17 protein-coding genes and 1 pseudogene are annotated in these 17,156 nt (G+C 67.9%); 11 read left to right on the top strand and 7 right to left on the bottom strand.

Annotation, left to right across the window (positions count from 1 at the left end):
• The first annotated feature begins 27 nt into the window (after positions 1-27).
• Positions 28-372: an arsenate reductase family protein gene (locus ASV56_RS07105; protein WP_017998715.1), complete on the top strand. Its 345-nt coding sequence runs from the start codon at positions 28-30 to the stop codon at positions 370-372.
• Between the two features lie 72 nt (positions 373-444).
• The gene (pheS, locus tag ASV56_RS07100; protein ID WP_082724747.1) at positions 445-1,536 is read left to right on the top strand and encodes a phenylalanine--tRNA ligase subunit alpha; all 1,092 of its coding nucleotides are present in this window, start codon (positions 445-447) and stop codon (positions 1,534-1,536) included.
• Positions 1,537-1,699: 163 nt separating this feature from the next.
• Here the strand turns inward: pheS and ASV56_RS22630 are convergent.
• Positions 1,700-2,460, bottom strand: a pseudogene (locus ASV56_RS22630) (IS5 family transposase).
• A gap of 124 nt (positions 2,461-2,584) precedes the next feature.
• On the opposite strand from ASV56_RS22630, the gene ASV56_RS23485 reads away from it, so the two are divergent.
• The gene (locus ASV56_RS23485) at positions 2,585-3,586 is read left to right on the top strand and encodes an acyltransferase family protein (RefSeq protein WP_156429094.1); all 1,002 of its coding nucleotides are present in this window, start codon (positions 2,585-2,587) and stop codon (positions 3,584-3,586) included.
• Between the two features lie 24 nt (positions 3,587-3,610).
• On the opposite strand, the gene ASV56_RS07085 is transcribed toward ASV56_RS23485, so the two are convergent.
• Positions 3,611-3,901, bottom strand: coding sequence for a TM2 domain-containing protein (locus ASV56_RS07085; RefSeq protein WP_253879902.1), 291 nt, complete (start codon positions 3,899-3,901; stop codon positions 3,611-3,613).
• 214 nt (positions 3,902-4,115) lie between these two features.
• Between ASV56_RS07085 and pheT the strand changes: the two genes are divergently transcribed.
• The 3 genes from pheT to mscL all read left to right on the top strand — a co-directional run bounded on the left by pheT (position 4,116) and on the right by mscL (position 7,536).
• Positions 4,116-6,503, top strand: a complete 2,388-nt coding sequence (gene pheT / locus ASV56_RS07080) for a phenylalanine--tRNA ligase subunit beta (protein WP_062561358.1) — start codon at positions 4,116-4,118, stop codon at positions 6,501-6,503.
• Between the two features lie 146 nt (positions 6,504-6,649).
• Entirely contained in the window at positions 6,650-6,907 is a 258-nt protein-coding gene (locus tag ASV56_RS07075) for a hypothetical protein (protein ID WP_062561357.1), read from the top strand.
• 191 nt (positions 6,908-7,098) lie between these two features.
• Complete coding sequence (gene mscL / locus ASV56_RS07070; protein WP_062561356.1) at positions 7,099-7,536, top strand: large conductance mechanosensitive channel protein MscL; 438 nt, start codon at positions 7,099-7,101, stop codon at positions 7,534-7,536.
• A gap of 39 nt (positions 7,537-7,575) precedes the next feature.
• Here the strand turns inward: mscL and ald are convergent, their stop codons facing one another.
• Complete coding sequence (ald, locus tag ASV56_RS07065; protein WP_062561355.1) at positions 7,576-8,691, bottom strand: alanine dehydrogenase; 1,116 nt, start codon at positions 8,689-8,691, stop codon at positions 7,576-7,578.
• A 137-nt stretch (positions 8,692-8,828) separates the two neighbouring features.
• Between ald and ASV56_RS07060 the strand changes: the two genes are divergently transcribed.
• A complete protein-coding gene (locus ASV56_RS07060; RefSeq protein ID WP_172823762.1) occupies positions 8,829-9,287 on the top strand; it encodes an Lrp/AsnC family transcriptional regulator in 459 nt (152 codons plus the stop codon).
• Between the two features lie 55 nt (positions 9,288-9,342).
• Here the strand turns inward: ASV56_RS07060 and rpsU are convergent, their stop codons facing one another.
• Complete coding sequence (rpsU, locus tag ASV56_RS22625) at positions 9,343-9,549, bottom strand: 30S ribosomal protein S21 (protein WP_011748553.1); 207 nt, start codon at positions 9,547-9,549, stop codon at positions 9,343-9,345.
• Between the two features lie 125 nt (positions 9,550-9,674).
• Here rpsU and ASV56_RS07050 point away from each other — a divergent pair, with 125 nt between their 5' ends.
• Positions 9,675-10,364: a COQ9 family protein gene (locus tag ASV56_RS07050; RefSeq protein WP_062561352.1), complete on the top strand. Its 690-nt coding sequence runs from the start codon at positions 9,675-9,677 to the stop codon at positions 10,362-10,364.
• Between the two features lie 11 nt (positions 10,365-10,375).
• A complete protein-coding gene (locus tag ASV56_RS07045) occupies positions 10,376-11,353 on the top strand; it encodes an NAD(P)H-quinone oxidoreductase (RefSeq protein WP_036744560.1) in 978 nt (325 codons plus the stop codon).
• 230 nt (positions 11,354-11,583) lie between these two features.
• Here ASV56_RS07045 and ASV56_RS07040 read toward each other — a convergent pair whose 3' ends face one another.
• Positions 11,584-12,207, bottom strand: coding sequence for a ribonuclease T2 family protein (locus ASV56_RS07040; protein ID WP_062561351.1), 624 nt, complete (start codon positions 12,205-12,207; stop codon positions 11,584-11,586).
• A gap of 160 nt (positions 12,208-12,367) precedes the next feature.
• Here ASV56_RS07040 and ASV56_RS07035 point away from each other — a divergent pair, with 160 nt between their 5' ends.
• Positions 12,368-13,111, top strand: coding sequence for a DUF1013 domain-containing protein (locus tag ASV56_RS07035; RefSeq protein ID WP_017998703.1), 744 nt, complete (start codon positions 12,368-12,370; stop codon positions 13,109-13,111).
• A gap of 48 nt (positions 13,112-13,159) precedes the next feature.
• Here ASV56_RS07035 and ASV56_RS07030 read toward each other — a convergent pair whose 3' ends face one another.
• Positions 13,160-14,632: an NAD-dependent succinate-semialdehyde dehydrogenase gene (locus ASV56_RS07030; RefSeq protein ID WP_062561350.1), complete on the bottom strand. Its 1,473-nt coding sequence runs from the start codon at positions 14,630-14,632 to the stop codon at positions 13,160-13,162.
• Positions 14,633-14,933: 301 nt separating this feature from the next.
• Positions 14,934-15,728: a VOC family protein gene (locus tag ASV56_RS07025; protein WP_062562262.1), complete on the bottom strand. Its 795-nt coding sequence runs from the start codon at positions 15,726-15,728 to the stop codon at positions 14,934-14,936.
• Between the two features lie 254 nt (positions 15,729-15,982).
• Here ASV56_RS07025 and ASV56_RS07020 point away from each other — a divergent pair, with 254 nt between their 5' ends.
• Positions 15,983-17,071 (top strand): THUMP domain-containing class I SAM-dependent RNA methyltransferase, encoded by a 1,089-nt coding sequence (locus ASV56_RS07020; protein WP_062562261.1) that lies wholly within the window; start codon positions 15,983-15,985, stop codon positions 17,069-17,071.
• Positions 17,072-17,156 lie beyond the last annotated feature (85 nt).

Genomic DNA, 17,156 nt, shown 5'->3' with positions numbered 1-17,156 from the left:
GGCCCGCGCCGGGGCAGGATCGCCGCCATGATCACCATCTATCACAAGCCGACCTGCTCGACCTCGCGCAAGGTGCTGCAGATGCTCCGCGATGCCGGGCACGAGCCCGAGATCGTCGATTATGCCCGCGAGGGCTGGACCCGCGCCCAGCTGCTGGGCCTGTTCGCCGCCGCCGACGTCACCCCGCGCGAGGCCCTGCGCGTCAAGGGCACCGACGCCGCCGAGCGCGGCCTGCCCGAGGCCGGCGACGAGGCGATCCTTGCCGCCATGGTCGAGAACCCGCTTCTGGTCGAGCGCCCCATCGTCTGCGGCCCCGGCGGCGTGCGCCTGTGCCGCCCGGCCGAGCTGGCGCTGGAAACCCTGACCCGCTAGAGCCGTCGCAAGGCTTTTCCCGGCCTGCCCCGCATGCTAATCGGCGGGCAAACCGCAAGGAAAGCCCGCCCCATGTCCGACCAGTCCGACCTGAACGCCCTTCGCCAGACCTATCTCGACCGCATCTCGGCCGCCGGTGACGGCGATGCGCTGGAACAGGTGCGCCTGGCCGCCCTTGGCAAGAAGGGCGAGATCAGCGGCATGATGAAGGAACTGGGCCGCATGACGCCGGAAGAGCGCCAGACCACCGGCGCCGCGCTGAACCGGCTGAAGGACGAGGTCGACGCCGCCCTGCGCGCCCGCCGCCAGGGCCTCGAGGACGCCGCCCTGGACGCCCGCCTGCGCGAGGAATGGCTGGACGTGACCCTGCCCGGCCGGCCGCGGCCGCAGGGCACCATCCACCCGGTTAGCCAGGTGTCCGAGGAGGTCACCGCGATCTTTGCCGACATGGGCTTCCGCGTCGCCGAGGGGCCGCAGATCGAATCCGACTGGTTCAACTTCGACGCGCTGAACATCCCGCCCGAGCATCCCGCCCGGCAGGAGCACGACACCTTCTTCATGGCGCGCGCCGCGGACGACCCGCGCCCGCCGCATGTGCTGCGCACCCATACCTCGCCGGTGCAGATCCGCGCCATGCAGGAAACCGGCGCGCCGATCCGCGTCATCGCCCCCGGCCGGGTCTATCGCATGGACATGGACCAGACCCACGCGCCGATGTTCCACCAGGTCGAAGGCCTGGCGCTGGGCCGCGACATTTCCATGGCGAACCTGAAATGGACGCTCGAGGAATTCTGCCGCGCCTTCTTCGAGCTCGACGAGGTCGAGCTGCGCTTCCGCGCCTCGCATTTCCCCTTCACCGAGCCCTCGGCCGAGGTCGATATCCGCTGCTCCTGGGAGGGCGGCAAGCTGACGCTGGGCCAGGGCAATTCCTGGCTCGAGATCCTCGGCTCCGGCATGGTGCATCCCAAGGTGCTGGCCGCCGGCGGCATCGACCCCGAGCAATGGCAGGGCTTCGCCTTCGGCATGGGCATCGACCGGATCGCCATGCTGAAATACGGCATCCCGGATCTGCGGGCCTTTTTCGAAAGCGACCTGCGCTGGCTGCGGCATTACGGCTTTGCCGCGGGGGATGTGCCGAGCGTGGCGGGCGGGTTGAGCAGGTGATATCGGCGCTTGTTTCCGTCGGTGGGCTGTTGCTTTCCGTGATTGCCTATTTGCTCGGTCGTCAAATTTCCGAGCCGGAGAAAATTCTCTCCGAAAAGCGTCGTATTTATGAAGAATTTCTGCGACGCTGCCCTGAGCCTAACGAGGCTTATCTTGATCTAGGTCATGTTGACAAATGGCGGAGCCAGAGGCGGATCGACGTGATATCGATGAAGCCAAGGAAGCTTTCGGCGGTCTTGTCGTAGCGGGTGGCGACACGGCGATCGTTCTTGAGCTTGTTGAAGCACCGCTCGACAAGGTTCCGCAGCCGGTAGAGCCTGCGATCGACAGCGACACGGAGCCTGCGAGACTTGCGCATCGGGACCACCGGCAGGATGCTACGCGCCTCCATGGTTTTGCGAACCTTGTCGGAGTCATAGCCGCGATCGGCCAGCAGGATGCAAGGCTCCGGCAGGTTGTCGTCCATGACCAGATCAAAGCCCAGGTAGTCCGATGTCTGGCCCGGCGTGATGTCCGACCTCATTGGCAGCCCGGCAGCATTGACGCGCAGGTGGACCTTGGTCGTGAAACCACCTCTTGAACGGCCAAAACCCTGTCTTGGAGTCCCCCTTTTGCGCCCGCTGCCTGATGATGGGCGCGGATCACGGTGCTGTCGATCATCTGGAGCGCATCCGGCACGATCCGACTTTCGTTCAGCGCTTCGAGGATCTGCTCCCACAACCCCGCCAGGGTCCAGCGCCGGAACTGGCGGTAGACACTGGACCACTTCCCGAACTCTTCTGGGAGGTCGCGCCAAGGAGAGCCGGTCCGCGCGATCCAGAAAATCCCATCAAGAACAAGGCGGTGATTTGCGGGCTTGCGCCCGTTCGGGGCGCGCACGGCCAGAATGAAGCGCTCATGAAACGCCCATTCCTCGTCCGACATCAGGTCTCGTGCCAAGCTGGTCTCCATTGCAGGTACCAGCTTGAATCACGATCAGGCCACCCTGTGAATCCCTTTTGTCAACACCACCTAGAAATGCGGCGAGACGCATTCTCTTGGTCAGCTTTTGGTCATCGAGGCAAAAGTCGTTTACCGTCTGATGCAATCGAACAGGCCGGGAGAAGTTCTTTTTAGTATAGCTTTCAAGGCCATTCTATTAACCCTTTTGCGCCATCACCAGCCGCCGCTTGGCTGGTGGGATTGGCACATGCTGCTGACTGGCAGCTCGCTGCATCTTTGGTTCCTGCCCTTCGCCTTCCTGGTCGCGATGCTCACGCCGATGCTGACGCGCCGGAACGTGGCTCCGATCGCGGCGCTGTCGGGGGCCGCAGCATTCTGCCTGTTCGGCACCCCTGAAAACATCCCGCTTGCACAATGGAGTTTCGGCCTGATCCCCGTGCTTGTCGGTATTGCCTATTTCACGAACGGTTGGCGGATTGCGGCGGCAACCCTCATCCTCTGCTGGCTCATGCTGACGCTTGGGCGGCCCTCGGCGGACAATATCACGATCCTTGCCGGAACCGGGGTCGCACTCGTGGTTCTGGCTGTCAGAGTCGCGCCGACGCGGCTCTCAAGCTGGTGCGCCGGGCTTTCGATGTGGGTCTACCTGGCACATCCTCTGGTCTTCGTGGTGGGACGACAGCGGGGCTATCAGGGTTCGCGCTGGGAATTTTCGCCATCCTCGGGTCATTGCTGCTTGCGCAAGGCATCGAGGCGGCCATGCCGCGCTGGCCCCGCGTCCGATACATCGAAAAAGCCGATCCTTGACTGGCTCGAACTGCGGCGCGCCGGGTCCGTGGTTCGGGCTGACTGCGCGCGCTTACCAGTACCGCCACGTCCCGTAGACCCAGATCCCCATCATCACCGTGGCCGCCCCCATCACCAGCACCCAAGGCGGCCCGGCGATCACGCTCATCGCCAGCAGCACGCCCCACAGCGCCGCGATCAGCCGTCCCTACCGGGAATCCCGCGCCAGTACCACAGCCACAGCGCTGGCCGCGCCTGCCTGGCCGGCGGCATCCTCGGCCTGCGCAACAAGCCGGGCCGGCCAGCCCGGCGCTGTTCGTGACGCCGGGCCTGTTTACCGGCTGATCTACCAGCGCGAGCCCAGGCTGCGGCGCATCGCGTCCTTGTCCTCCTGGATCATGCCGGGGATCAGGAACAGGTCGATCAGCGCCCAGAGGCAGACCAGCCCGACCAGCGGCCAGCCGATCAGGATCGGCGCCGTCAGCCAGCCCAAACCCCACAAAACCAGCATGAAAAGCCCGCTGGCCCAGCGCCCCAGATACATCCGGTGCGCGCCGAAGCCCCACAGCAGGATCGCCAGCAGATAGGCGACCAGCGGCGACTTGGCGTCATTCGCGACCCGTTGTTCGATCAGCATTTCCCGTTGCGTGTCCATCGGCTCCCATGCCCATGTTAATCCTCTTCACATATAGGGCGGGCCGGGTTTCCTGCAAGATGCGGGCGCGCACGGGGCGTACACCGCGCGTACACCGGCCGTACACCGGCCGCCGGCCAGGTGGGCGCCCGCGCGCCCCTACCAATCCGCCGCGCCATGCGCTAAGGGACGGCCAAACCCGACGGAGCGCTCGCCGATGAAATTCACCCTCTCCTGGCTCAAGGAGCATCTCGACACCACCGCCTCGCTGGATGCGATCACCGAGGCGCTGACCGACCTGGGGCTTGAGGTCGAGGGCGTCACGGACCCCGCCGCCAGGCTGGCGCCCTTTACCATTGCGCGCGTCCTCGAGGCCGTGCAGCACCCCGACGCCGACCGGCTGCGGGTCTGCAAGGTCATGACCGACGAGGGCGAGAAGCAGATCGTCTGCGGCGCCCCGAATGCCCGCGCCGGCATCACCGTGGTCCTGGCCAAGCCCGGCGACTATGTCCCGGGGCTCGACACCACGCTGGGCGTCGGCAAGATCCGCGGCGTCGAGAGCCATGGCATGATGGCCTCCGAGCGCGAGCTGGAGCTCTCGGACGAACACAATGGCATCATCGAGCTGGCCTCGGGCGAGGTCGGCGAGAGGTTCGTCGACTGGCTGGCCGCGAACCGCCCCGAGGCGGTCGATCCAGTGATCGAGATCAAGATCACCCCGAACCGTCCCGACGCGCTGGGCGTGCACGGCATCGCCCGCGACCTGGCCGCGCGCGGCCTGGGCAGGCTGAAACCCGTGGCCGACGTCACCGTGCCGGGCAGCTTCCCCAGCCCGATCAAGGTGGTGATCGATCCGCAAGTGGCGGAAAAGGCGCCGTTCTTCAGCGGAAGGCTGATCCGCGGCGTCAGGAACGGCCCCTCGCCGGACTGGCTGCAAAAGCGCCTGACCGCCATCGGCTTGCGCCCGATCAACAGGCTGGTCGATATCACCAATTTCTTCACCTTCGACCTGAACCGGCCGCTGCATGTCTTCGACGCCGCCAAGGTCAAGGGCGATCTGGTGGTGCGACCCTCGGCCGAGGGCGAGGAACTGCTGGCGCTGGACGGCAAGACCTATGCCTTCGCCCCCGGCACCATGGTGATCGCCGACGAACAGGGCCCGGAAAGCATTGCCGGCATCATGGGCGGCGAGCGTTCGGGCTGTTCCGAGGAGACCACCGAGGTCTTCCTGGAGAGCGCCTATTGGGACCCGATCGCCATCGCCACCGCCGGCCGGGCGCTGAAGATCAACTCGGATGCCCGCTATCGCTTCGAGCGCGGCGCGGACCCGGCCTTCACGCAAAAGGGGCTGGAACTGGCGACGCGGATGATCCTCGACCTGTGCGGCGGCGAGGCCTCCGAAGTCGTCACCGCCGGCGCCGTGCCCGACACCACCCGCAGCTATACCCTGGATCCGGCCCGGGTCATCAGCCTGGTCGGCATGGAGATCCCCGAGGCGGAACAGCGCGCCACGCTGCAGGCGCTGGGCTTCCGGCTGGAGGGCAACGAGGCCTTCGTGCCGTCCTGGCGCCCGGACGTGCAGGGCAGCGCCGACCTGGTCGAGGAGGTCGCCCGCATCGCCAGCCTGACCAAGCTGCAAGGCCAGCGGCTGCCGCGCCCGCAGGCCGGCGTGCCGCAGCCGGTGCTGACGCCGCTGCAACGCCGGGAATCGGCGGCGCGGCGCATGGCGGCGAGCCTGGGCTATAACGAATGCGTCACCTACAGCTTCATCGACCAGCCGGCGGCGGCGCTGTTCGGCGGCGGGTCCGATGCGGTGCGCATCGAGAACCCGATCAGCAGCGAGATGACGCATATGCGCCCCGACCTGCTGCCCGGCCTGCTGGCGGCGGCGGCGCGCAACCAGGCGCGCGGCTTCATGGATCTGGCGCTGTTCGAATGCGGCCCGGTCTTCAGCGGCGGCGAGCCGGGCGAGCAGGACCTGCATCTGTCGGGCATCCTGGTCGGCGCGACGGCGCCGCGCGACCCCTATGCCTCGCGCCGCAAGGTGGACATCTATGACGCCAAGGCCGATGCCGAGGCGGTGCTGGCCACCGTGGGCGCGCCGGCCAAGGCGCAGGTCAACCGCAAGCTGGACGGCTGGTGGCATCCCGGCCGCGCCGGCAATATCGCGCTGGGCCCGAACACGCTGGCGAGTTTCGGCGAGATCCACCCGCGCGTGCTGAAGCATTTCGGCATCAAGGGCACGGCGGTCGGCTTTACCGTCCGCATCGCCGCGGTGCCGCTGCCCAAAGTCCGCACGCCGTCGCGCCCGGCGCTGGTGCTGTCGGACCTGCAGGCGGTCGAGCGCGATTTCGCCTTTGTCGTGGATGCGCAGGTCGAGGCGCTGACGCTGGTGAACGCGGCGGCCGGCGCCGACAAGGCGCTGATCGAGCGGGTCACGGTCTTTGACCAGTTCACCGGGCTGGAGGGCGGCAAGAAGTCCATCGCCATCACCGCCCGGTTGCAGCCGAAGGACAAGACCCTGACCGATGCCGAGATCGAGGCGGTCAGCGCGAAGATCGTCGAGAAGGTCTCGAAGGCCACCGGCGGCACGCTGCGCGGCTAGGACATCCGGCGCCCCGCCCGCCCGCTGCGGCAGGGCGCCGATTCCCGACTGTTTTCATGGAATTCGAGCCGCCCGGCTTGACGGCGCTGTGCGATCCGGTCTCTTGTTGCGATCATCTTGGCATGATTTCAAACAGAGGTCTGTAAATGCGCGATTTTTTCATAAACTGGGCCGAAAAGCTGATTACCGTCTTCGTAGCGCTGATGGTGCTGGCCATCGTGATCGCCGGCTTCGTCACCATGTTCGCCCCGGCGCCGCAGGGTGGCTTCCTGCAAGGCCTGCTCGTCCTGGTCTTCGGGCTGCTTTACGCGATCATCATGGGCGGGATGATGTATCTGTTCTTTGGTATCTATCGCAACACCCAGCGCACGAACGAGCTGCTGGAGCAATTGCTGCGCAAGTAAGGCGCCGTGCCTGGAGAACGCCCCGTCCCGGCGGGGCGCTTGCGTTCAGGCCGCGCCGCTTCGGCGGCCGGCGACGCGCGACGGGACAGCCGATCGGTGCGGTCATGGTTCCGTTCCGTCTGGGCTGGATTCCGGCAGCGTGTTATGAGCACATTCGTTAACACGTGCGACAGGTTCGAAAAGGTAAGCACATGATCAAGGAATTCAAGGAATTCATCGCCCGGGGCAATGTCGTCGACCTTGCCGTCGGTATCATCATCGGCGCGGCGTTTACCGCCATCGTCAATTCGCTGGTCGCCGATCTGATCAACCCGATCATCGGTCTTCTGACCGGCGGCACCGATTTCAGCGGCCATTACCTCGTGCTGAAGGGCACTGTCCCCGAGGGCGCCAGCCTGGCCGCGGCCCGCGATTCGGGCGCCTCGGTCTTTGCCTATGGCTCGTTCCTGTCGGCGGTCATCAATTTCCTGATCATCGCCTGGGCGGTGTTCCTGCTGGTCAAGGGCGTGAACAAGCTGCAATCCGCCGCCATCCGCAAGAAAGAGGCCGAGGCCGCCGCACCCGCCGGCCCGACGCAAGAGGAACTGCTGCTGCAGATCCGCGACGAGCTGCGCGCGCAGCGCGCCTGACCCCCGGCGCGGCGCGGGGGAACCGCGCCGCGCCAGCCTTCAGGCGATCAGCGTCTCGGGCGGCTGCCAGGCCAGCCGCTGCGCCTCGGCCACCGGCGCCGAGGCCAGCACGCCCGCATGCGTGGCAAGGCCGGCGCGCAGATGCGCGTCCTCGGCCAGCGCCCGGCGCCAGCCCTTGTCCGCCAGCGCCAGCACGAAGCGCAGGGTGGCGTTCCCCAGCGCCCGGGTCGAGGTGCGGGCCACCGCGCCGGGCATGTTCGCGACGCAGTAATGCATGATGCCGTCCACCTCATAGACCGGGTCCTGGTGGGTGGTCGGGCGCGAGGTCTGAAAACAGCCGCCCTGGTCAATGGCCACGTCGACCAAGGCCGAGCCGGGCTTCATCAGCGAAAGCTGCGCCCGCGTCACCAGCTTGGGCGCGGCGGCGCCCGGCACCAGCACCGCGCCGATCACCATGTCGGCACCGGGCAGCAGTTCGGCGATGGCACCCTGCGTCGCATATTGCGTGGTCAGCCGACCCATGAAGACGTCGTCAAGGTAACTGAGCCGCGGCACCGAGCGGTCCAGCACCGTGACATTGGCGCCCATGCCGACCGCCACCCGCGCCGCCGCCGTGCCGACGACGCCGCCGCCGATCACCACGACATTGCCCGGCCGCACCCCGGGCACGCCGCCCAAGAGCACGCCCGAGCCGCCATTGGCCTTTTGCAGCGTCCAGGCGCCGACCTGCGGCGCCAGCCGGCCCGCGACCTCGGACATCGGCGCCAGAAGCGGCAACCCGCCGCGCGCATCGGTCACCGTCTCATAGGCGATGGCGGTGACGCCGCTTTCCAGCAGCTCGCGGGTCTGGGCCGGGTCGGGCGCCAGGTGCAGATAGGTGAAAAGCAGCTGGCCCTGGCGCAGCATGGCGCGCTCGGCCGCCTGCGGCTCCTTGACCTTCACGATCAGTTCGGCCTCGGCAAAGACCGATGCGGCGTCGGGCAGGATGCGGGCGCCGGCGTCGATGTAATCCTGGTCCGGGAAGCCGGAGCCGTTGCCCGCGCCGGCCTGGACCAGCACCTCGTGCCCGCGGGCCGTGGCCTCGCGCACCGCCTCGGGCGTCAGGCCGACGCGGAACTCCTGCGGTTTGATCTCCGTCGGGCATCCGATCTTCATGGGTATCCTCCCTTTCCCTGTCGTTCCATGCTGGCACGCCGCGGCCGACAGTTCATGCTTAAACTGCGCGGCGAAACCGGCTAGTTTCGAAGAATTGGCGCGAACCGGCGCCCGTCACGACGGGATCTTCAGCGATGATCGACCTTGACGCAACGGACCGCCGCATCCTGACCGTGCTGCAACGCGACGGGCGCAGGACCAATGCCGACCTGGCGGCCGAGGTCGGCCTGTCGGCCAGCGCCTGCCATCGCCGCGTGCAGCGGCTGGAAGAGGCCGGCGTGATCCGCGGCTATGTCGCGCTTCTGGATGCGCGCAAGCTGGAGCGCCCGACCACGGTCTTCGTCGAGATCACGCTGTCCGGCCAGGCGGACGAGCTGCTGGAAGCCTTCGAGCGCGAGGTGCGCAAGATCCCCGACGTGCTGGAATGCCACCTGATGGCGGGCTCGGCCGACTACCTGCTGAAGGTGGTGGCGCATGACACCGACGATTTCGCCCGCATCCACCGGCAGTTCCTGGCCAAGCTGCCGGGCGTCCAGCAGATGCATTCGTCCTTCTCGCTGCGCACGGTGGCGCAGACCACGGCGCTGCCGGTTTAAAATGAAAAACCCCCGCGCGGGCGGGGGTTTTCCTGAAACGAACGTGTCGCTCGTCTTACAGCGCGCCTTCGCGCTGGGCCTTTTTACGGGCCAGCTTGCGGGCGCGGCGAACGGCCTCGGCCTTTTCACGGGCCTTCTTGACCGAGGGTTTCTCGAAATGCTGCTTGAGCTTCATTTCACGGAACACCCCCTCGCGCTGAAGTTTTTTCTTCAGAGCACGAAGCGCCTGTTCGACGTTGTTGTCGCGAACACTTACCTGCATGTGGTTGTCACCACCTTCCTAGGTTAAAGTTGAGCAGATTTGCAGGAAGCCGCCCTCTAGCAGGACGAATCGCCTTTGTCCAGATTTTCCGGGCGGCTTTGCAACAACCAGGGAGGAACAGGGCCATGACCGACGAACGCGCACGGCTGATCGAGGCGGCGCTGGGCCATGTCGCCTTCGAGGGCATGGGCGATCGCGCCATCGCCGAGGGCGCCCGCGACATCGGCATGGCGCCGGCGCTGGCCCGGGCGCTGCTGCCGCGCGGCGGCGCCGATCTGGCGGCGGCCTATCACCGCCAGGGCGATGCCGCCCTGCGCGACTGGCTGGCGCAGCATCCGCCGCAGGGCCGGTTCCGCGACCGGGTGGCGGCGGCGGTGATGCAGCGGCTGTCGTTCAGCGACCGCGAGCTGGCGCGGGCCGGCGCCTCGGTGCTGGCGCTGCCGCAGCACGCGAGCCTGGGCGCGCGGCTGGTCTGGGAGACGGCCGACGCGATCTGGGACGGTCTGGGTGATCGCTCCGAGGACGTGAACTGGTATTCCAAGCGCGCCACGCTGTCGGCGGTCTGGGGCGCGACGGTGCTTTACTGGCTGGGCGACGATTCGCCCGAGTTGCACGACACCCGGGACTTCCTGGACCGCCGCATCGAGGGGGTGATGCGATTCGAAACCCTCAAGGGCCGGATCGGCGCGCTGCCGGGCGTCTCGGTGTTGACCGAGCTCGCAACGGGCTGGATTAAGCGGCCGGAACGTCGCAATCTGCCCGGAGATCTGCGCGGCGCCGCGCGGAGGCACGAAGCTGGAGGGGGCCGAGGGTGATTCCCGATGTCATGCAGGCGATCGAAATATCCGCTCCGGGCGGGGCCGAGGTGCTCAAGCCGGCCACGCGGCCGGTGCCGGTGGCGGGCCACGGCCAGATCCTGATCCGGGTCGCCTGGGCCGGGGTGAACCGGCCCGACGTGCTGCAACGCGCCGGCTCCTATGCGCCGCCGCCCGGCGCCTCGGACCTGCCGGGGCTGGAATGCGCCGGCATCGTCGCGGCGGTGGGGCAGGGGGTGACGCGCTGGAAGCCGGGCGACCGGGTCTGCGCGCTGCTGCCCGGCGGCGGCTATGCCGAATACGCGACCTGCCCGGCCGAGCACGCCCTGCCGATCCCCGCCGGCCTGTCGCTGCGCGAGGCCGCGGCCCTGCCCGAGACCGCCTTCACCGTCTGGTCGAACGTCGTCATGCGCGGCCGCCTGCAACCGGGCGAGAAGTTCCTGGTCCACGGCGGCTCGTCCGGCATCGGCACCATGGCGATCCAGGTGGCGCGCGCCCTGGGCGCGCGGGTCTGGGCCACGGCCGGCTCGGCCGAGAAATGCGCGGCCTGCACCCGGCTGGGCGCCACCGCCATCAACTACCGCGAAGAGGATTTCGTCACCCTGCTGCGCAAGGCCGGGGGCGCGGACCTGATCCTCGACATGGTGGGCGGCGACTATATCGCCCGCAACATCAAGTGCCTGGCCGAGGACGGCCGGCTGGTGATGATCGCCTTCCTGGCCGGCCCCAAGGCCGAGATCAACTTCGCCCAGATCATGACGCGGCGGCTGGAGGTGACCGGCTCGACGCTGCGGCCGCAATCCGACCTGGCCAAGGCGCAGATCGCGCGGGAACTGCAGGACAGGCTGTGGCCCCTGATCGAGGCCGGCGTGGTGCTGCCGCAGATCGACAGCAGCTTTCCGCTGCGCGAGGCGGTCGATTCCCATCGCCGCATGGAGGGCAACGGCCATATCGGCAAGATCCTGTTGCAGGTTTCGGCCGAGGATTGAGCCGATCGCGCCGGTTGCGTCGTGGCTGGCCTCCGGCGGGGATATTTAAGCAAGAAAGAAAAGCACACACCCCGCCCGCCGGAGCAAAGGGTCGGGGTGTGGCTTCTCTCTTGACGGTCATCGGCGTCCCCGCCTGTACCGTGAGACCAGATTGCCCGCAAATCCTTGCGATTCGGTTAACGGCTTCTTTCTTGTTTAAATATCCCCGCCGGAGGCCAACGACATCGCCATCAGCGCGGCGCCGACATCATGAAGCTGCCGCTGCAATCGCGCCGCGCATCTGGGGCGCAACTGCGGGGCTCGAGCTCGCGTGTCAGGCAGATGCGCACCTCCTGCAAGGCACGGTCGCGGCAGGTCACGGTGATCGCGTCGCGCGACAAGCCGGGGTTGGCGGCAATGAAGGCGTCTTCGACCACCGTCGCGGGCAGGGTCACGTCGCGGCCCAGCCGCCGCAAGGGTTCGGGAATGACGATGGTCTTTGCAGCCTCGCGGGTCAGGGCGAAATAATCGCTTGCCGCCAGGCCCGCGCAGCGGCCATGCTTCTTCCATTGATACCAGGCCAGCCCGGGCGAACCCATCAGGTCCGTCATGGCGCGGGTCTCGCGCTGCGAGGGGTCGCGGGCGGCGCTGTGGCAGTCCTGCGGCCAACCACGCTCATATTGCGGCCAGAGACCGTGGACCACGAAGCCGATGCGTCGTCCCGACGCGCATTGGCCGTCGGCCTCGCCCTCGGCCTGGCACCAGCTGGGCGACCAGCTCAGCGACAGCAGGTAATAGTCGAACCGGCCCGCGACATCCTGGGCATGGCCAGGGCCGGGCAGCAGCAGGGCGGCGAGCAGGGCGAGCGTTCTCATGCCCCGAACCTAGTCGCGCCGTCCGGCTTGCGCCACGAAATTCAGGCTTTATTTCGCCCCGTTCTGGCCCTATACAGCCTGTCAATCCCCCTGAAAATGGAATGGCAGCCGCCGAAAGCCGTTTTCCCCGGCCGGAAGAGATATTGTTAAGGAGAAGGTCATGAACAAGCCGCTGATGGCCAAGGCCACCGCTGTCTGGCTGGTCGACAATACCACGCTGAGCTTCAAGCAGATCGCCGATTTCTGCGGCATGCACGAGCTTGAAGTGCAGGGCATCGCCGATGGCGACGTGGCGGCGGGCGTCAAGGGTTTCGACCCGGTCGCCTCGAACCAGCTCGATGCCGGCGAGATCGAGAAGGGCCAGAAGAACCCGCTGTATCGGCTGAAGCTGAAGCACAACCCCGCCGCCGAGGGTGAGGAAAAGCGCCGCGGCCCGCGCTACACGCCGCTGTCCAAGCGCCAGGACCGGCCGAACGCCATCCTGTGGCTGGTCAAGTTCCACCCGGAACTCGCCGATGCGCAGATCGCGAAGCTGGTCGGCACCACCAAGCCGACCATCGCCTCGATCCGCGAGCGCACGCATTGGAACATCCAGAACATGCAGCCCATCGACCCGGTCGCCCTGGGCCTGTGCCGGCAGTCGGAGCTGGACGCCGCCGTGCAGAAGGCGGCCAAGAAGAAGGCGGCCGAGGGCGGCGCCATGACCGATGACGAGCGTCGCAAGCTTCTGTCGACCGAGACCTCGCTGGCGATGTCGGACGAGCCGCGCCTGCCCTCGAGCATCGCCGGGCTGGAGAACTTCAGCCTCAGCAAGGACGAGGACAAGCCCCAGGCCGAGGATCTGGACGCCGACAGCTTCTTCAACCTGCCCGAGGCGGATGACGACGAGGACGAGGACAACTGATCCCGTCCGGAAGATCCGCCCCCGGAGCCTGGCCCCGGGGGTTTTTCGTCAGATCGACAGGCAGATGTATTTCATCTCCAGGTAATCCTCGATGCCGTGGCGCGAGCCCTCGCGGCCCAGCCCGGATTGCTTGACGCCGCCGAAGGGCGCCACCTCGGTCGAGATGATGCCGGTGTTCACGCCGACGATGCCGTATTCCAGCGCCTCCTGCACGCGGGTGATGCGGCCGATGTCGCGGGCGTAGAAATACGAGGCGAGGCCGAAGATCGTGGCATTGGCACGCTCGATCGCCTCGGCCTCGGTCTCGAAGCGGAAGAGCGGTGCCAGCGGCCCGAAGGTTTCCTCGGTCGAGACCTTCATCGAATCGGTGATCCCGGTCACCACGGTCGGCTCGAAGAACAGCCCCTGCATCGGCTTGCCGCCGGTGAGCACGGTGGCGCCGCCGGCGACCGCGTCCTCGATATGCTCCTCGACCTTCTCGACGGCGTCGCGGTTGATCAGCGGGCCGGTGGTCACGCCCTCCTCCAGCCCGTCGCCGACGCGCAGCTTGTCCACCGCCGCCGCCAGCCGCCGGGCGAATTCGTCATAGACCCCGGCCTGGACATAGATGCGGTTGGCGCAGACGCAGGTCTGGCCGTTGTTGCGGAATTTCGAGGCCATGGCGCCCCCGACCGCGGCGTCCAGGTCGGCATCGTCGAAGACGATGAAGGGCGCGTTGCCGCCCAGCTCCATCGAGCATTTCAGCACCTGGTCGGCGGCCTGGCGCAGCAGGATGCGGCCGACCTCGGTCGAGCCGGTGAAGGTCAGCTTGCGGATCAGCGGGTTCTCGCAGAACTCCTTGCCGATGTCCGAGGATCGCGACGAGGTCACGATGCTGAACAGCCCCTTGGGCACCCCGGCGCGCTCGGCCAGCACGGCCAGCGCCAACGCCGAGAGCGGGGTTTCGGCAGCGGGGCGGCCGACGAAGCCGCAGCCGGCGGCGATGGCCGGGCCGCATTTGCGGGTGATCATGGCATTGGGGAAGTTCCAGGGCGTGATCGAGCCGACCACGCCGATCGGCTGGCGGATCACGGTCAGGCGCTTGTCGGGCTGGTGGCCGGGGATGGTCTCGCCGTAGATGCGCTTCGCCTCCTCGCCGAACCATTCGATGAAGCTGGCGCCATAGGCGATCTCGCCCTTGGCCTCGGGCAGGGGCTTGCCCTGTTCGGCGGTCAGGATGCGGCCTAGGTCGTCCTGGTTCGCCATCATCAGGTCGAACCATTTGCGCATGATCTGGGCGCGCTCCTTGGCGGTGCGCGCGGCCCAGTCCTGCATCGCCGCGGCCGCGGCCGAGATGGCGCGGGCGACCTCGGCGCGGGACAGGTCCGCCACCTCGGCGATGACGTCGCCGCGCGCCGGGTTCACCACCGCAAAGGTCTTGCCGTCGTCGGCATTGATCCATTCGCCCGCCACATAGGCCCGCGTTTCCAGCAGCGAAGGGTCCTTCAGCATCATCCTCAGGTCGGTCGGTTGCGTGTTCATTGTCGGTCTCCTTGCGGCGGGATTTGGCGCAGGCTTGCGCTTTTGCCCCGCCAAAGCAAGGGAAACCGCGGGCCGGGCGGTGTCGCGCAATCGTGATGAACCCGAAGCCAGCGAGGGGCGTTGCTCCTTTATCGTCAGGTTTTCCCTCTTGGCGTGTGAGACTGGGGCGGTGCATCTCTCTCGCGCCGCCCCTTTTTCGTGGGCAGGCTGCTTCTTTCTTGTCGAAATATCCCGGGGGAGCGCCTCTGCGGCCCCATCGAGGGGCCGCAGAGGCGCGGGGGGCAGAGCCCCCGGGCCAAGCTCAGCCCTTGGCGGTCACGCGGATCCGGGTGCCCCAGGGATCTGTGAAATCGCGCGCGCCGAGCGCCGCCAAGGACGGGGCGTCGGCGGCCAGCACCACCTCGGCCAGGCCGGTGGCATCGGCGCTGCGCAGCCCGGCGCCGCGGCTGTTCCAGATATTGCCCGCCAGGTGGTGGTGATAGCCGCCGCTGGCAAAGAAGCTGGCGCCGAACAGATGCGCGCTGCGGTCCATGCCCAGCCGGTTCATGTAGAAGGCCTCGGCCTCGGCGACATTGCCGACCTGCAGGTGGACATGGCCGATTACGCTGCCTTCGGGCGCCCCGCGCCAGGGCGCATCCGCCGCGGCCGCGAGTGCGCTCAGGTCCAGGGCGATGGTGTCCATGCGTACCGCGCGCCCGTCGGTCTGCCAAGTGCTGCGCGGGCGGTCGGCATAGACTTCGATGCCATTGCCCTCGGGGTCGCGCAGGTAGAGCGCCTCGCTGACCAGGTGATCCGAGGCGCCGTCCAGCCCGATCTGCCGGTCCGCGACATGGCGCAGCCAGCGGCCCAGCACCTTGCGGTCGGGCAGCAGGAAGGCGGTGTGGAACAGGCCGGCCTCGCGCGGGCGATGGCGCGCGGCCCTGTCGCGGCGCAGCGCGACCAGCGGCTGGCCGCCGGCGCCCAGCACCCGCTCCTCGCCGCTGCCCGAAAGGCGCTCGAGCCCGATCACCGACTGGTAGTAATCCCCGACGCGGTCGAGGTCGTTGACGACCAGCGCAACCTGGCCGATCTGGATGGGGGCGTCGCTCGTGGCCATGATGATCTCCTTCGATCCCTTGACCGACAAGATAGGTGCCGGCCGCATGCCATGAAATGGCGCCAATCGGGGAACACCGTCGCCGTGGCGCCGACAATGCCGCCGGATGGACTTTGCCGGCGGCAGGGCGCATGATGCGGGGCCTTTCGCCTTCCCGGATCCCGATGACGCCCCGCCAGACCAAAGCCGCCCGCAAGCCCGCCCCCGTCGCGGCACCGCCCGAAGCCGCCCCGCTGGCCGCCGACCCGGCCCGGATGGAGATCTTCCTGGTCGCCACCCCGGGCCTTGAGGAACCCCTGGCCGAGGAGGCGCGCGCCCTTGGCTTCGACGTGCAGGTCCAGCCCGGCGGCGTGACCTTCACCGGCGGCTGGCCCGAGGTCTGGCGCGCCAACCTGCAGCTGCGCGGCGCGACGCGGGTGCTGGCCCGCATCGGCGCCTTTCGCGCCATGCATCCGGCGCAGCTCGACAAGCGCGCCCGCCGCTTTCCCTGGGCCGACTGGCTGCGCCCCGACGTGCCGCTGCGGCTGGAGGCCGTCAGCCGCAAGTCGCGCATCTATCACGCCGGCGCCATCACCCAGCGCGTCGAGGCCGCGATCCGCGACAGCATCGGCGCCAGCTTCGCCGACGACGCGCCGGTCACGCTGAAGATCCGGCTCGAGGACGATCTCTGCACCTTCAGCCTCGATACCTCGGGCGAAAGCCTGCACAAGCGCGGCCACAAGCAGGCGGTCGGCAAGGCGCCGATGCGCGAGACCATGGCGGCGATGTTCCTGCGCCAATGCGGCTTCGACGGGCGCGAGCCGGTGCTGGACCCGATGTGCGGCTCGGGCACCTTCGTCATCGAGGCGGCCGAGATCGCGTCGGGCCTTGCCCCCGGCCGGCTACGCGGCTTTGCCTTCCAGCAGTTCCCCGGCTTCGACGCCGCCGGTTTCGACGCCCTGCGCGGGACCGTCCCGACAGCGCCGGAGCTGCTGTTTCACGGCAGCGACCGCGACCCCGGCGCCATCCGCATGAGCCGCGAGAATGCCGAGCGCGCCGGCATCGCCGCCCTGACCCGGTTCGAGACCTGCGCCTTTTCCGACCTGCAACGGCCCGAAGGCCCGCCCGGCCTGGTCATCATCAACCCGCCCTATGGCGCCCGCATCGGCAACAAGGGGCCGCTCTTTGGCCTGCACGCGGCGATGGGCGAGGTGCTGCGCACAGGCTTTTCCGGCTGGCGCGTCGGCCTGGTCACCAGCGAGGCGCCGCTGGCCCGCGCCACCGGCCTGCCGTTCCGCGAGCCGGGGCCCTATGTCGCGCATGGCGGGCTGAAGGTGCGGCTGTGGCAGACGGGGCCGCTTTAATAAGGCATTTCGACAAGACGCGCGGTCTTGACCTGAACCGGCCAGGTTAGCGTCCGATGACGTGGTGTAATTTCTGCGCCTGCAT

Origin of the sequence: Paracoccus aminovorans, assembly GCF_001546115.1 — a bacterium.
GTDB classification, from domain to species: Bacteria; Pseudomonadota; Alphaproteobacteria; order Rhodobacterales; family Rhodobacteraceae; genus Paracoccus; species Paracoccus aminovorans_B.
The sequence above is the reverse complement of the archived record's forward strand: the minus strand, read 5'-3'. Positions and strand labels throughout refer to the sequence as shown.